Origin of the sequence: Nostoc sp. CALU 1950 (assembly GCF_051172895.1) — a bacterium.
GTDB lineage: Bacteria > Cyanobacteriota > Cyanobacteriia > Cyanobacteriales > Nostocaceae > Nostoc > Nostoc edaphicum_A.
Genome location: NZ_JBDNJQ010000072.1, coordinates 23,372 through 38,822, shown reverse-complemented (window position 1 = coordinate 38,822; position 15,451 = coordinate 23,372). Strand labels below are relative to the sequence as shown.

At 38.0% G+C, this 15,451-nt stretch carries 10 protein-coding genes and 1 pseudogene; 3 read left to right on the top strand and 8 right to left on the bottom strand.

Going from position 1 to position 15,451, the window contains the following annotated elements:
* A pseudogene (locus ABF638_RS19925) lies at positions 1 to 401 on the bottom strand (transposase); the annotation flags it as partial.
* Positions 402 to 813: 412 nt separating this feature from the next.
* On the opposite strand from ABF638_RS19925, the gene ABF638_RS19920 reads away from it, so the two are divergent.
* From ABF638_RS19920 to ABF638_RS19910, 3 genes are all read left to right on the top strand, one after another.
* Positions 814 to 1,833: a helix-turn-helix transcriptional regulator gene (locus tag ABF638_RS19920; RefSeq protein WP_435024730.1), complete on the top strand. Its 1,020-nt coding sequence runs from the start codon at positions 814 to 816 to the stop codon at positions 1,831 to 1,833.
* Between the two features lie 129 nt (positions 1,834 to 1,962).
* Positions 1,963 to 4,713, top strand: coding sequence for a TonB-dependent siderophore receptor (locus ABF638_RS19915; RefSeq protein WP_435024729.1), 2,751 nt, complete (start codon positions 1,963 to 1,965; stop codon positions 4,711 to 4,713).
* 157 nt (positions 4,714 to 4,870) lie between these two features.
* Positions 4,871 to 5,755, top strand: a complete 885-nt coding sequence (locus ABF638_RS19910) for an ABC transporter substrate-binding protein (RefSeq protein WP_435024728.1) — start codon at positions 4,871 to 4,873, stop codon at positions 5,753 to 5,755.
* A gap of 135 nt (positions 5,756 to 5,890) precedes the next feature.
* Here ABF638_RS19910 and ABF638_RS19905 read toward each other — a convergent pair whose 3' ends face one another.
* From ABF638_RS19905 to ABF638_RS19875, 7 genes are all read right to left on the bottom strand, one after another.
* Complete coding sequence (locus ABF638_RS19905) at positions 5,891 to 6,112, bottom strand: hypothetical protein (RefSeq protein ID WP_435024727.1); 222 nt, start codon at positions 6,110 to 6,112, stop codon at positions 5,891 to 5,893.
* Between the two features lie 209 nt (positions 6,113 to 6,321).
* Positions 6,322 to 6,750, bottom strand: a complete 429-nt coding sequence (locus tag ABF638_RS19900) for a hypothetical protein (RefSeq protein WP_435024726.1) — start codon at positions 6,748 to 6,750, stop codon at positions 6,322 to 6,324.
* Between the two features lie 48 nt (positions 6,751 to 6,798).
* Positions 6,799 to 8,760, bottom strand: coding sequence for a hypothetical protein (locus tag ABF638_RS19895; RefSeq protein ID WP_435024725.1), 1,962 nt, complete (start codon positions 8,758 to 8,760; stop codon positions 6,799 to 6,801).
* Positions 8,761 to 8,774: 14 nt separating this feature from the next.
* Entirely contained in the window at positions 8,775 to 10,358 is a 1,584-nt protein-coding gene (locus ABF638_RS19890; RefSeq protein WP_435024724.1) for a phage tail protein, read from the bottom strand.
* Positions 10,339 to 11,283, bottom strand: coding sequence for a baseplate protein J (locus ABF638_RS19885; RefSeq protein ID WP_435024723.1), 945 nt, complete (start codon positions 11,281 to 11,283; stop codon positions 10,339 to 10,341). The genes ABF638_RS19890 and ABF638_RS19885 overlap by 20 nt, the downstream gene beginning before the upstream one ends.
* 46 nt (positions 11,284 to 11,329) lie before the next feature.
* Positions 11,330 to 11,692 (bottom strand): four helix bundle protein, encoded by a 363-nt coding sequence (locus tag ABF638_RS19880; protein WP_435024722.1) that lies wholly within the window; start codon positions 11,690 to 11,692, stop codon positions 11,330 to 11,332.
* A gap of 52 nt (positions 11,693 to 11,744) precedes the next feature.
* Positions 11,745 to 15,446 (bottom strand): baseplate J/gp47 family protein, encoded by a 3,702-nt coding sequence (locus ABF638_RS19875; RefSeq protein WP_435024721.1) that lies wholly within the window; start codon positions 15,444 to 15,446, stop codon positions 11,745 to 11,747.
* Positions 15,447 to 15,451: the final 5 nt, after the last annotated feature.

Genomic DNA, 15,451 nt, shown 5'->3' with positions numbered 1-15,451 from the left:
TTACAGATACTATTCCATTCTCTGTCTTTCCTAAGTTACCTATATACTGCCTCTCAACATAATAATAGTGTTTTTCCCTTTTTCTTATCTCCTGTTTCATCAATGATTAAGATGATTTCTTTCCTTCCTATTTTTTGGAGAATTATTTCTAATCTTTGCTTTCTAACTTCCTCTACTTCCCAAGGTGATTCTGTCAAAAAATGAAGCAACGATTGCTCATTGTTTAACCCCACTGCTCTGGCAATTGCTGGTAAAGTCTTCCTCTTAATTTCTGCTGTCATTCCCAAGTGCAATCGCTTGAACGCTTCGTAACTTCTTACTTCTGGAAAGAGTTTTTCGTAAGCAGCACAATAATTATCTACAAAGGTGACTGTCTTATTAGGAATTCTGGGCTGTGTCATAGCTCCAGCCCTCCTTTGAACGTTTTACTTTTATTTTACTCTGCCTAGAGTCATGGAAGAGGGTTAAGCTAATCGTCATTCATTTTTCCAGACTGATTCGCTTGTAGTAAGGGCTTCAGCCCTGGTATTATGCAACTTAAATGCTGATTAGCTTAGTTCTACCACTAGCGACTGCGATAAGTCGCTTTTTTAATAGCAAATTTCATGCAACAATTGAGAATACTTCTTATTTAAAGCCATAGTAAGCTGAGATACTGACTACTGGAGCGATCGCTGTTTCTTAGATGCCCAAAGGGCTTTTTTCAGTTCGCAATTGCATCCATTATTAGGTATTCCCTTTTGAGGAACTGGAAAAAGTGTGTTTGTTTCAACCAGATATTAGCTTGGCAATAATAGTAATTATCATTAAATCATGACAAAAATTCTCACAGATACAGACTGGCAAGAACTAAAGGCAGAAAGTGAGCAGAATGGTCAAGCTTATACTCAATCAAAGGGGGTTGAAACTATCCACCAAGTGAAGATTCTCGATGTTTTTAATACCTATCAATGTTGGACAGAGTTACGTGGTGGATTATCTATTTTGATAAATGAGGTAGAGTTTATTGATGATCTTGTATGGATTAGAGATAGTTTCGATGATTATCGATTTGGGTTGAGTTTTTTTCTTTCAGGAAAAGTGAGAATAGAACGCCACGGTTTAACAGATGAAGCTGACGAATCAATAGGCAGATATTATTCAGAATGTAACTGCGATATCAAAGAAACTGAATGGTGGAAAGCTGGTGAGAAGTATTCACGAATTTATCTGGAAATTGAACCACAGGAATTTTTCTCAAATTTTAGCGAGGAAGATTTAGAACAGATACCAATTTTTCTGCGTCAAGCCTTAATTGGGGGTAAGGTACAGCCCTACTACCACCAAGGAAAAATAACACGGCAAATGCGGCGAGTGTTACGTGAGATTTTACAGTGTCCCCATCAAGGCTTGATGAAGCGGATGTATCTGGAAAGTAAGGCGGTGGAATTGATTACGCTTCATTTCCAGCAATTTCAGAAGCAGGACATTCATAATCATAGCTTGACTGCAAAGAATTTGAGCGATATTGATAAAATTTACCAAGCAGAGGAAATTTTACTGGGTAATCTAGAGAATCCACCCAGCCTGATGGAGTTAGCACGGCAAGTAGGGCTAAATGACTTCAAATTAAAGCGTGGGTTTCGTCAAGTTTTTGGCACATCTGCGTTTAAATATTTGCACGACTATCGACTCGAAAAAGCCAGCCAACTTTTAGCATTAGGAGAAATGAACGTTGAAGAAGTGGCATTTAAGGTGGGTTTTGATAGTCGCAGTTACTTTGCCTTAGCTTTCCGCAAAAAGTTCGGATTGAATCCTAATCAATACTTTCAGCATCGCCAGAAATCCGTCTAGCGTTCAAATAAAAAAATCCGTCTAGCGTTCAAATAAAAAATCCGAATCCCCTATGATACATAAACTGCCAGTTTAGTTAGGAAATTTTCTTAATACTGTCAAGTGGTGTGAGGGAGTGTAGGTGAATCAATGAAGTTAGATAAATTGTTTCAAAGTCTGTTGCTGACAGGTGCAGTTGTGGTTTTTATTAACACTCCTGCTAGAAGTGAAGAAACTCAAGGTGAATCTTTTACTGCGACAGTAAGAAAATCTACATTCAAGGATACCCTTGGAGTTAGAGTTCAGGAGTCTGTCAACAGGAAATCTCCAGTATTAGCTTCTAGTAATAGAAAGCACCGACATTTTCCGTCTCAAGTTGCAAGTTCTCTGGGGAATGCAAAGTCAGAGAAATCAAACAGAAAGATTCTTCAACTCAGTGAAATTGAGCAGATTTCCCAGAGTGCAGAATTACTTGTACAGTCGCCAGCTTCCTCAGAGGTAATACAGGTGACGGGAGTGCAAGCTAATCCCACAGAGAAAGGTGTGGAGGTGATTTTACAAACAACTCTTGGAGAACAACTGCAAATTACGAATCGCAGTGCTGAGAATAACTTTATTGCAGATATTCCCAATGCTCAATTGCGTTTATCCAATGGTGAGGCGTTTACATTCCGTTCGGAAAAACCAGTTGCGGGAATTACAGAAATAACGGTTACGAATGTTGATGCTAATACTGTGCGAGTCACGGTGGTGGGTGAGAAAACTTTACCAACTGTTGAGTTATTTGATGACAATGCAGGTCTGGTTTTTGGTATAACTTCTGCTGTAACTGCAATACAGCCCCCACTGCAACCTCAACCAGAGCAGCCCACGAGTGAGACACCGCAAGAGGAACCATCGACACAAAGTGATGAGCCAATTGAGTTAGTCGTGACAGGTGAGCAAGATGGGTATCGCGTGCCAAATGCGAGTACGGCAACGCGCACTGATACCCCATTGCGGGATATTCCTCAGTCGATTCAGGTTGTGCCACAACAGGTGCTAGAAGATCGCAAGGTATCAAATCTAACTGAAGCAACGGAAACCGTTAGTGGTGTGAGTACTGGACAAGAAAATTTTAGTCCAGCTTCAGTCAATAGAGTAATTCGAGGATTCAACGCCGATGGAAATTTCCGCAATGGATTTAGAGATACAGATACTTTCGGCAACACAGCAATTGGGACAGTCGAGCAAGTGGAAGTTCTCAAGGGACCAGCCTCAGTTTTGTTTGGAGCTGTAGAACCAGGTGGGATTGTCAATGTTACTACTAAACAACCCCTAAGTACACCTTATTACAAACTTGGGTTAGACGTAGGAAGTTATGGTCTATATCAACCCAGCATTGATTTTTCTGGACCTTTGACTACCGATCAAAACTTACTTTATCGCTTTATCGGTAGCTACCGGGCTTCGGATAGTGTTGTCGATTTTGCTAACTCAGAGGTGATTACAATAGCTCCCTCAATCACTTGGAAATTAGGCGATCGCACGAACTTAAACCTTTACTATGAGTACATTCGCTCTGACGTGAGACCTTTCAAGGCAGACGTTCCTATTCTCAGTGACAATACTTTTCTACCTCGAAATTTCTATAATGGTTATCCTGATATTGACTTCAATACTAGAGATACCAACAAATTTGGTTACATCCTCAACCACCAATTTAATGAAAATTGGCAAATCCGCAATAATCTTTCAGTTGTCCTTAATTCAAGTCGAGAAGCCTTCAGCATTTTCTCAAACCTAGTTGATGATCGCATCCAAGAAGGAAGTAGAGTCTTTGAACGTGAATACGACATCAACAATTATTTTGGGCAGTTCGACTTGCTGGGTAAGTTCAAGACAGGAACAGTTGCACACCAGGTTTTGATCGGTTTTGATGCCAATCGAAACGTTGAAAACTTTGAAAGCAGATCTGGAGCAGGTCCAGGTGATTTGGACATCCTGAACCCAAATTACGATACTTCAAATTACCAGTTTGTACCGGACTCTCGCTTCGCTTTCTATGAGCCGATTCAATCTTATGGACTTTACCTGCAAGATCAAATCACGCTTCTAGATAACGTAAAACTCCTGATTGGTGGACGCTTTGATTGGGTGGAAAGAACATTTGACGTTGTGGGTGAACCCGCTCAAGAACAGAGTGATAGCGCCTTTAGCCCTAGAATTGGGTTGGTTTATCAACCTAGTGATACTATTTCTCTCTATGCCAGCTACAGTCAATCATTCACTCCTACCTTTGGAGCAAATCCAGATGGCAGAGCATTCAAACCAACCAAAGGAACACAGTACGAAGCTGGTATTAAAGCTGACTTTTTAGAAGGTAGACTTTCGACAACATTAGCAGCTTACCAAATCACGAAATCAAATGTAACAACCCCTGATCCCAACAATCCTAATTTCTCTATCCAGGTAGGGGAACAGGAAAGTCGAGGAATTGAGTTGGATATTGTCGGTGAGATTTTGCCTGGATGGAAGGTGATTGCCTCCTATTCACATATCAATGCAGAAGTCACTGAGGATAATATTACCCCAGTAGGTAATAGATTAAACAACGTGCCAGAGAATCAAGCCAGTCTCTGGACAACCTACGAAATCCAGCAAGGTAATTTGCAGGGTTTGGGGTTTGGTTTGGGGCTATTCTACATTGGCGATCGCCAAGGTGATTTGGATAATTCCTTTGTACTGCCAAGCTACTTGCGTACCGATGCAGCAATTTATTATCGTAGAGATCGCCTGAAAGCAGCTATCAATGTCCGTAATTTGTTTGACATAACCTATCAAAATTATTCTTTCGGAAGATTGTTTAATCAAGTTGGCGATCCCTTGACAGTTGTTGGTTCGCTCAGTTGGGAGTTTTAACTAGCTCCCCTGTTGGCAATTAGCTAAATAGCCTGTGCAATTATTCGATTTACGCTTTCCCCTTTATTACCCGTTGTGAATGTTTCTACGCCGCTTTATCTGTCTACTATTGTTGGGAGTCTTGACATTTGTAATGATTTCGGGATGTAGACCGAATTTGAATGATAGTGCTACAAGGTGGCAACAGCCAACGTCAGAATGCCGAGTAGTAAAACACGTAATGGGAGAAACTTGTATTCCCAAAAACCCCAAACGTCTTGTCACCATCTATCATTGGACTCTTGCTAATGCTCTTTTACTCGGTATCAAGCCGGTCGGTAGTGCCACCTCTGGAGATGTACTGGAAAAAGATATTCCTCCATATCTGAAGCAGAGAATGGCAGGTATCAAACAATTAGGCCTTCAATATCAGCCTAATCTAGAAAGGGTATTACTTGCTAAACCCGATCTTATTTTAGGACCAGAAACACTGCGAGGAACTTATTCTATTACTTCTCAAATTAGTCCCACCGTAGTAATCAATTGGCAAGGTGAATCATCATGGAGAGAATATTTTCATTTTCAGGCTGAAGTATTGGGAAAAGAAGAAGCTGAACAACAAGCTTGGAATTACTACTATCAACGAATCAGTGAATTGAAAACAGCTTTGAACAATCAATATGAGAACAAAACAGTATCTGTGATTTATGCTTGGAGAGGTTCACCAATGATTGGTGTAAACACGAAAAACTCATTTGTTGGTTCAATTCTTGAGGATATTGGACTAAAACGGCCAAAAGCACAAAATATTGTTGTTCCTGGTGGTGGTTATCAAGTTACAGAAGAAAACCTACAAGATATAGATGGTGATGTTATATTTATCTTGAGTGATGATAAAAAAACTATCGAGGCTTTGCGAGAAAAGCCCCTTTGGAAAAAACTTAAAGCTGTTCAACAAGGACATATATATTTTGTAGGTGATTGGACTTGGATTGCATCAAACTTAATTGCTGCGGATGCAGTCATTGATGACCTCTACAAATACCTTGTAAATACACCTTAAACCTATGCCTAAACACACGATTTTTATCTGCAAATCCTGCCATCGCTCCTCCGCAGAACGACCAGAAAAGCCGCCTTTTGATGGCGATATTTTACTTGACCAATTGAACACTTTATGTACCGAGCAATAGATTGTCTATTGAACGTTTAATTCCTCTTGTACATATTTATTGTTTTGATTTCCATTCTGTTCAGTGGAAGATGTGATTTCTTCCAAAATTTGAATTGCTCCACTAATCCGTAGTAAGGTATCGCGCAGATTTGCTTGTTTCGCCTCTAAGTCTGCCATGACTTTTTGTCCTGATACCAATTCTGCTTTGAGTTCAGCAAGGCGTTTTTCCAGTTGTTCTTTCATCATTTAATTATCCCTTTTTTCTCACTCTCGGAACACATTGAAGAAACACGAGTAAAAACTATTTAGAAGATGTTTAAAAAGTCCTATTGTCAGAATCAAAAATTTTAGATCCTCCTAAATGTCCCCGATAAATTGAGAGACTTTGATTCCGGTTCCCCCCCTTTTCAAGCTACGGTGTACACACAAATCCTAAAAACTTAGCTTGATAAGGGTTATGTTCCTTTAACTTTTAGATTCAGAGAAATAAATGTACCACTACCGGAATATTGGGGGGTAGCATCGGGTATAGGACTGGGTACAGAGGGTTGTTGTGCGGGAACCATTACTTGAAACTTGGCTTTAAATGATCCGCCTTTGAGCAATACAGGTTTACCAGCAGATTTGGTCTTTTTAGCTTTTTGATTACCAGCAAGAGATTCAATCGAAAGTATCCCCACTCCAGGAATAGTATATTGGGGGGTTATATAACTACAACCAGGGACGATGATTTTTTTCTCGTCGCCATCTACACAGACTACTTTCTGGTTAATTTTATCCTTGCCTGTGCCAATTAAATCTCCTGGACGCACGGTGACAATGGCTTGTCCAAAAGTGGGGTTAAACATGGCTTTATCGCCAGTGATGAGAATGAAGTCAGCCATAGAGTCACATCGAGTTTAAAATTTATTTTGATCAGTTTGGCGATCGCACTAATCAGGAGAACCTATACATCTTGCTTTGGCAACTATACCGTCACCGGCACCTCCCTGCTTTCCTCCAAGATACCAATATCCGTCACTTTTTATATAAGTAAAAACTTGTTCGCCGCCACCAGCAAATTTTCCTTGCACGTATGTGATAAATGCTACGCATTTACTACTATGTCCCATCTTGACTTCCGGTTGACCGTTGCTCCATACGTATTCGTTAGAATACCATATCTTTCCCTGTATTTCTCCACTAGGAGTAATGGTTAATGCGTCTACAAGAGTTCTTTGTGTACTACCTTGCGTTTGGGTTCTAATTCTCAAGCCAATATCTCGATTTGATGAGTCGTCTCTTGCTTGAAGAAAAGCTATTTTTTGTTGTCCATATTCTTTGAGTTGGACATGACCTGATAGGTCGATATTTGTCGTACTGCCAACAGATACACCCACTGATAAAGAGCCAGTTACAGTTAAATTACCAGCAAAAGAAGAAGTTCCTGTTCCTTTTACAGTTAACCCAGCATTTGCACCTGTGGCTAATAACATTCTTTCGTTATTTTGATGATCTCGCCAAGAATGATTGCCGTTAGCTGTATAGAATAAAGTAGAACCATTAATACCGAGTCCATATCCTGTCCAAAGTTGTATTTTTAGATTGTTTGTTGCATCTATATCTGTAAAAACAATTTGTTGATTGCCATTGAGATTAATTTTACCTTCCTGAATGGTTAAACTACCTTTGGTAATAACTTTTCCTGTCCCTTTTGGCTTTAAGTTCAAGTCTTGATCGTTATTGCTTCCTGCTGCATAAATTGTGTTGAAACCAAAGCCTATTCCTTGAGTTCCGTTAGTATGCCGAAACTCTATCCCATCACTATCAGCATTAAAATCGCCTGTCACATATAAACCTTTAACAGCATTCGGATGATTACCTGTGCGAGGAGCAGTTGATATATCTAACTTAGCAACTGGATTTAATGGTGATGATGTCTCAGCAATATTTAGACTACCGTTAAGTAATTGATTACCTTGTACATTTAATTTGTAGTTGCCTGGATTATTTGTACCAATACCAACATTGCCATTTGCTTTGACTCTAATAACTTCATTTCCCTCAATGGCTCCTCCAGATTGGATATTAATAAATCGTAAGTCCTCTTGTGGATCGTCTCCCCAAGCAACTACAGCATCTTTACGATTACTACCTTCGTCTTTTAAGCCAATAAACAGATTATCTGAATTCCAAAAAATCCTCACTCCTCGTTTCATCCATTCACGATTACCACCAGTATTTCCTTCCGAAAATTCATCCCCAATCCCTAACAAACTAGAAGTTGCACCTTTGACTAAAATATTGTTGTTAACCTCTAAATTGCCATCAATCTTTAAACTACCTGTCAAAACGGCTAAGTTTGAATTTGCATTTCCCCCAGAACGAAGAGTCAAAGCTTTACTATTAGAGTTTGGTAACGATAAACCTGAATATTCTCGAACGTTAGCATCAAAAGTAATAGTATCTTGAGAAATTGTCAGTTTTGCTAGCTTAACGCTATTTTCAGGAGTTGTAGCTGTAAATCCCAAAATAGGATTTTCAATCCAACGAGTGTAGCTATCAGTTACGTCTTCTTGCTGTTTAACTTGTTGTTTTTGAGAATATTGGATGTAGAGTTCACCGTTAGTAACAGTTTTGAAATCGGAAAATGTAATGTCTTGTTTTAAAACAATTAGTTCTCCGTTGCTATTTATAGCCGAGCCAGATTTAATTAAGACAGCTTTTTTATCTTGAATAACTTCAACTTCCAGTCCTTCAATAATTCCGGAAATATGAAGACTCTGATTATAATAGCGTTGGCGATCGCTAAGATATTTATGTTCGAGTTCAAAATCATCTTCTAGCAAATATTGCCCTGGAAAATAGTTAGGACGTTCGTTCGCAAAGTTAGTAAAATCAGTAGTTTTAGCCATTTTTATCCTGATATTTAGTTCAATGATTGACTAGTTGTTCCGAGAATTGTATTACCAGAAATAATTTGACCTTCTTCGTTTTTACGACAAATTTCTAGAATATTATAAGGAGAAACGGCTGTGAGGTTAAAGGTTTGTTCTAGTAATTGATAAGTCGATAAACGCTGATTAATCTTCAAGGAAGCTTGAACAGTGACTTTACCAACAATATCAATATTATTGAGATTTTTGATTGCCACATCTAATCTATCTATAGTTTGGGTAAATTGTTGGTAGTAAAGGCTACGCTTGATTGTGATCTTATTATTTTTTCTGATAGTTTCTGGTGTGAATAAATGAAATTCTGAAACATCATATTGAAGGCCAACTGTAATTTTATTGAGTATATCTGAGGTGATGGTGTTAGGTTGAGTAATTTCTACAATTGCTTCTAGTTCGAGTTTTTCAATAATTGCAGTTATCTGAGGCTGCAATTCTTGAATTTTGGGTGGTTCAAATGCCTGAAAAGTGTAGGGTTGACTCCATATAGATTCTGTTATCTTCATTCCTGATTGTTGCGGTTGACTAGCTTGTTTAAAAATTGTATTTCCTTCAATATTTTCTCCTGTATTGTTTTTATTATAAATTTTAAGGACAGGCGATAAATTTATAGATTGCTCTAATAGTGTATTGCTATATTCTTTACCATTAATATAAAAATAAAGTTTGATTGCTAAATTTCCGACAAAATCTTTATCAGTCCGATTTGACAAGGCGACATTGAACCCTGTCAAATTTTCTTGGAAATGCTGATAATTTAAATCTTGTTGAATAGCAAAATATTGATTGTTTATAATTATCTTTGACGAATCAGGAGTAATTAATTTTGAATTACCTTGGAGTTGAACTAATAACTGTTTAGCCAATTGATTAATAGTACTGCTATTACTTACGTTGGGAGTAATTATGACTTCTATAGCAAATTTTTGATTTTGTAGAGGTTCAAATAATTTGAAAGGATAAGCAACGTGCGATCGCTTGGTTAGCTGCATCGTTGGCACAAGAATTTTTAGGGTATAAAATGTCTGTGCTGGCTTTTCGCGATCGATAATGGCTTTGGCAATTTTAGCCTGTCGCCAATACTTATCAGGATCGCGGTCTTTTAAAGTTAATTGAACTTGAAAATAATTAGGAAAATTATCAAATTCATCGAAGACTTCAACCTTTTCACCAAATCCTGAGTTTTTTAAATAAATACCCAAAATTTCGATTAATCCTTGTTTTGTTCCTCGCAAACGATACAGTCGGACGATTTGCTGAATAAATGCTTTTTTAACTTCTACCTGCCAATCATTCCGTAAACTCAAGGCTACCCATCCCGCTAACCAAGGTAAAAATTCCTCTGGAGTTTGTTGAGGATTGAAATAAATATGAATATTATCTATAATTTCTTCTAATGCTGGTGGAGTAAGAATTTTCTCTTGATTAGAAGTTTCATTTATTCCGCTGAGAATTGTTTCAAATGCTAGCAGCAATTGACCAAGAAAGGCATCTTGCTGGAGAATTGTCGGTAAATATTGTTGATAGCTACTAATTAATTCAGAGTTTTTTGCGTTCATTGTAAACTTCTACTAGTATTGTAAATTTAGTATTTTCGATATTGAGTTTAACTAACTGATTATCTGCTAAATTAATTTCTGTTTTGGAAGTATTGTTTTTGTCTTTAATTTGCAGATTTTCAACGTAATCTACTCCCTCCAAATCATCTAATAGCTTATATAATTCGGATATATAAACACTCCGACCAAAAGGCCATCCTTTTCCCTGCCAATATTTTTGCGATCGCAGCGGATCAAAAAACATTTCAACTTCTTTTTTCGCTTGTTTTTTAACTGCTTCTGCTTGTGCGCCATCTTCAAGCACTAATTCTGCTTCTACAGCTATAGATACATACTCAGGTTCTACAATATGTAGGCGAGTAGTTAAAAGTCTCCTGTTGTCGAGAAAGTTAAATAAGTTTTTATATTGATTTTCTCCTTGATTATTTTCAGGAACAACTACTAAGCTAATATGTCCTTTGGTAACAGTATTGGCATCTAAATGAGATAAATTACGTTGTGCTAAACATTTAACTCTAGCAATTTTTAAGTCGGCAGAATCTGGGGATTCATTCCAATCGATAAGTACCAATTTTTCAAAATCATCTGGAGTAATCGCCCGATAAGTTTTCCGCAATTCTAATAAAGTATTTTTAATTTCTGATTGCAAAGTTTTTTGCCGTTCTTGGGCAGAAAGGTTAATTGGCAAATTCCATTGTTCTCCTTTAAGTAAACTCAGAAAACTGGCATAATTATCATCAGGAATTTGATTAACTCGATAGAGAGTCATTTCTGTTAACCATGCCAACAATTCAATCAAGATAATTCCGGTATCTGTGGGATTATGATCTGTCCATTCGGGATATTCAACGGGAATCTGAGAAATGGCTTCTTCTACTAAGTTGGCGTAGGTGCGATCGTCGAGATTGGGTAAGGGTAGAGTCATAAGGGGAATGAATGGGGAATAGGCAATAGGCAATAGGCAATAGTTTTTAATTATTTAACTTTTTGAGAAGGGAAATAATCATTTTAGTTTCTTCTTGAAGATGCTGAATAATCAATTCTATATCTTTGACAGTGCATAGTCCTACTCTAGAGGATAAGATAAGATGAGTTTGTAATTCATTAATTGAGCCTTGGCTGATGTTTAAAAATCTTCCATAATCACCAGGTGTTCTTCTTCCATATCCTTCCGCAATATTGGCTGGAATAGAAGCAGATGATCTTCTTATCTGTTGAGTCATCCCAAAGAGTTCATCTCTAGGAAAATTTTTAGTTAATAAATAACACTTCTCTGCAATTTCGATGCCTTTTTGCCAAATTATTAAATCTTTAAAATCACGAATTTCTGACATATTGTATTCCTTATATTCACCAGTCTATTGCCTATTGCCTCTTGCCTATTGCCTATTGCCTATTGCCTTGAATTTGAATGCTATGAAGACCAGAATAAATTAAAGTATCAGCGCTGAGGGATGAGTTTGTTGTTGTAAGTAATACTTCTAAAGAGTTCACATAATCGACTCCCGAAATGGATTGAATAATGGCGTAAAGATCGGATTTTTGGGGATAGCGGCCAAATTGCCACCCCTCTCCTTTACCTCCGGTTAAGGGATGGAGGAAGGCTTCTAAGCGTTGATTAACACTGTTTCTTACAATATCTGCATTTTCGAGAAACACAGGAGTTATAGTTGCATTCACAGTGAATTCTTGCCATTTAGGGGCGGTAACTATTAAATCCATTGTTGGCTGACAACGGGAACGAATATAGGTTTCGACTCGCTCCAGTAAAGCTAAACTAGGGATTGGTTGGCGATCGCTACTATGGGGCAAAACAATCAATTTAACTTGCCCTGCACGACGGTTGATTTCCCACATCATGTTTGCAAAGCTAGTTCTTTCACTCTCATTGTTGATTGTCAGCAATTTCTCATTAAGACTATCTTCAAATGACACATCTGCTTTGGTAGGATCGAGCCAAAGTTTTTGATTCAATGGACTAAAATTAGCTGTCAGCAAATCTGGTGGAACTACTTTGACTCTGGCGACATCCGTGGAAGCTTCGTAAGCTAAATCTGCAATATCCTCAAAGGTGACAGCGCGATCGCGGTGACGTAGTTGCTTGGGTACTCGTTCTTTCAGACGATCTAAAGTCTCCTGTTGCGCCCCACCTGCGGCTGCTTCGAGGTTAATTACTCGATCGATGTAGGGAATAGTAGTTTTCAGTTGGCTGATAGTTTTTGAGGTGACGTTTCCCTGTTTACCGCCTCCAGTCCGATAAAAAGACAGGCGAATATTATTCCGTCCACTGGGGGGAATCATCCCGGCTTGTCCATTGCCAAAGCGAATTTCGCCTGTTTGTCGATCCAAAATATAATGGCGATCGCTAGCACTAGAAGCGTAAAAATCTGGTACTTCTTGCCAAAGCACCCAAACTGACTCAATTTCTCCTAAATCATCTCGAATTACTTTGAAGCGATCAGGTTCTACTTCGGGAATTTCTCCTTCTTGGACTTCTAATTGTTGTCCCATCAAAATGGGGGTGTTATTGGCAACAAAAATTTGATTTGGATCGTGGTTACTTGAACCTAAGATTTCTTCTCGTAAACTAATTGCCTGAACTGCCCAAATTGTATTAGTTAACAAGCGACGCAGACGAGGTTTAACCCAAAAATTACCTCCTTGCCAACGAACTCTTAACCAATAAAGTTGTTTACCAAAGGTTTCTCTTTTACTGAAATTTGCTGGTGCAATAAATTTAATTAAACCTCGTTGGTAAAATGCTTGAGTTTCATCGTGTACTCCTAATGGTTGCCAACCTAAATCACTAGAATATTCCCAAACTAATTCCGGTTGTTTGGGATGAATAACTAAGTTGCCAGTATTATAACTTTGTTGCAGAGATTGATTGATGGTGACTTGATTATTGTTAATATCGCTAATCGTATAGTTATTGTATTGTTTAGCATTGAGGGGGTTTTGAATTTCTAGGCGATCGCCATTTTTCCAGCCAGTTACATCAGCAAGATTTAGTGTTGTATCTCCAGGGTTTGCCGTTTCTGTGATGAAAGTTTCTGTTGTAATATTAGCTGATAATTCATCTGGTAATGGCGGCTCAACTTGTGCATAAAGAGTAACCGTTTTATTCTCAAAGGATTTATCAAATCCCAGATAAAGAGTTGATTCTCTATCAACGGTAGGAGTGAAGGGCGTAAAATAACGATTAACGTCAGTATTGCTAGCTACATCCTGCTGAATTATTGAGGTGAGTATAACTTGATTACTTTCGGAGTTTATCGTTGCTATTTGATAATTTTCAGAATTAATTGTTAAAAACTCACCAACAGTTAATCCTTTAACTTCACCCAAAAATAGTAATTTATCTCCACTAGCAGCCTTGCGTTTTAATTTTGTGCTAAAGTTTGTTGGCTGAGAATAAGTAAAATCATTAGCAGCAAAATAAACAGCATTTTCTGTAATGGTAAAATCGTAGGTTAATTTTAATGATTTAATTATAGGTGGATCGTAAGTTGGAGGAATCGTTTCAGTGATAATCAACTTACGCATAATCCGAGTGCCAACGTCTAAAATTGTATTCAAAATTCCGCTTTTTAGCGTCAGCTTATTATCTGTCTGAGTAATTTTGGTAATTTGATTTTCTTCTGGAAATCCCCCGGTATTGGGAAGAAGACGAATGGTATCCCCAACCTTGAATAAATCGAGACTATCAACTTTAATTTCGCTTGTCCCTTTTTTGATTTCCTCTCTCAATACTGCCAAGTCATCATAGATAGGATATTTGCGCTCATCTGCGGCTTTGCCATAATGACCTTGAGTAATTCGAGCGCGAATCCAATAACGAGTTTCGCCATTCACAGTGCTAGGATAAGGGATATTTTCTGCGTTGGGAAATTGTAACTTTGCTTGGATAATATTTCGTTCAGTAAATTGAATAGCTGAGGAATTCTCTATCCATCTTAGTTGATTATTTTCATTTGCTATTTCTTGCCATATTTGACCGTTACCAATTTCCCAGTTAATTTTTAAATTATTGATATTTACAGGTTTATAGCTTAACTGTATATCAATAGTAATAATTGTATTTTGTTTAATAAATGTATCATTTAAAGCAATATAAAATGTATCATTAGTTTCTGGTTGTTCGCCAAAGGGATAAAAATCTTTGCTCAGGTCTATAGAAGTAGAATTAAACAAACAATTTTCAGGAATCAAACTAGATTGTTTAACATTTAAACTACCTTGAATATTAGTAACTTGAGGTAAATTTAAAGATATATTAGTTAACTTTGCTTGTAACCATCTCCCTACTTTTCCCTGAATTTCAGAAGGAGTCGGAATAGATAAATTGGTAAAAGTAATCGTACACTGATTATTTTTTTGACTCAGGCTAGGAGTTGGACTTTCTTGCCATTGAAAACCATCCCAATAAGACCAATTCAGCGGTAAATTTTGGAATTGACTAGCACTATCCGTAGTAATAATTAGTTTTATTTCTTTTAACTCTGATAAAGCAAAAATTTCGGGACAAGTTATATAGAGAGAATGGGGAATAGAGCGATCGCCAGCAAAGGCAAAATAAGCTGCATCCTCTTCTCCTGTTGCTTCCAAAGTGCGCTCCGCGTAGCGGATCTCCGAGAGATCGCTATATTTATCCTGACTTGGTTCGCGCAGAAATACTGCTTGTAATTGCGTCGTTGTGACAACTAATTCTCGATCCGTTTCAAACACGATTTCTTCGTCTGCACCCTCTGCTGGTGGTGCAGAAACTTGAGTATGAGCAGGAACTAACCCATCTCCGGGACTTCCTTGTGCCAAATAAAAGGTTAAAGGAACCTTAGCAGGTTGGGGAGGTTTGAGTTCTCCGCCAATTAAATCAAGGAAAGCCAGAAAATTTTTCTCTGGAACTTGGTTGAGGCGATCGCTGACTAATTTTACCATCCGCCCAAAAATGCGAATTAATGCCCTACCCGCATCTGTTTTATCTTCAGGTGCAGGTTTCCAGTCGGTATATTGCTCTACTAACTTCTCAGTTTGCTGAACAATTTCTTCATAGGTGCGTTGGTCAATTTTGGGCGGTAAATAAGCCATAAAAA

Bases quoted from the DNA above. Each gene is read 5' to 3' on its own strand.
- ABF638_RS19920 (WP_435024730.1), top strand. From the start codon at position 814: ATGACAAAAATTCTCACAGATACAGACTGGCAAGAACTAAAGGCAGAA.
- ABF638_RS19915 (WP_435024729.1), top strand. From the start codon at position 1,963: ATGAAGTTAGATAAATTGTTTCAAAGTCTGTTGCTGACAGGTGCAGTT.
- ABF638_RS19905 (WP_435024727.1), bottom strand. From the start codon at position 6,112: ATGATGAAAGAACAACTGGAAAAACGCCTTGCTGAACTCAAAGCAGAA.
- ABF638_RS19900 (WP_435024726.1), bottom strand. From the start codon at position 6,750: ATGGCTGACTTCATTCTCATCACTGGCGATAAAGCCATGTTTAACCCC.
- ABF638_RS19895 (WP_435024725.1), bottom strand. From the start codon at position 8,760: ATGGCTAAAACTACTGATTTTACTAACTTTGCGAACGAACGTCCTAAC.
- ABF638_RS19890 (WP_435024724.1), bottom strand. From the start codon at position 10,358: ATGAACGCAAAAAACTCTGAATTAATTAGTAGCTATCAACAATATTTA.
- ABF638_RS19885 (WP_435024723.1), bottom strand. From the start codon at position 11,283: ATGACTCTACCCTTACCCAATCTCGACGATCGCACCTACGCCAACTTA.
- ABF638_RS19880 (WP_435024722.1), bottom strand. From the start codon at position 11,692: ATGTCAGAAATTCGTGATTTTAAAGATTTAATAATTTGGCAAAAAGGC.
- ABF638_RS19875 (WP_435024721.1), bottom strand. From the start codon at position 15,446: ATGGCTTATTTACCGCCCAAAATTGACCAACGCACCTATGAAGAAATT.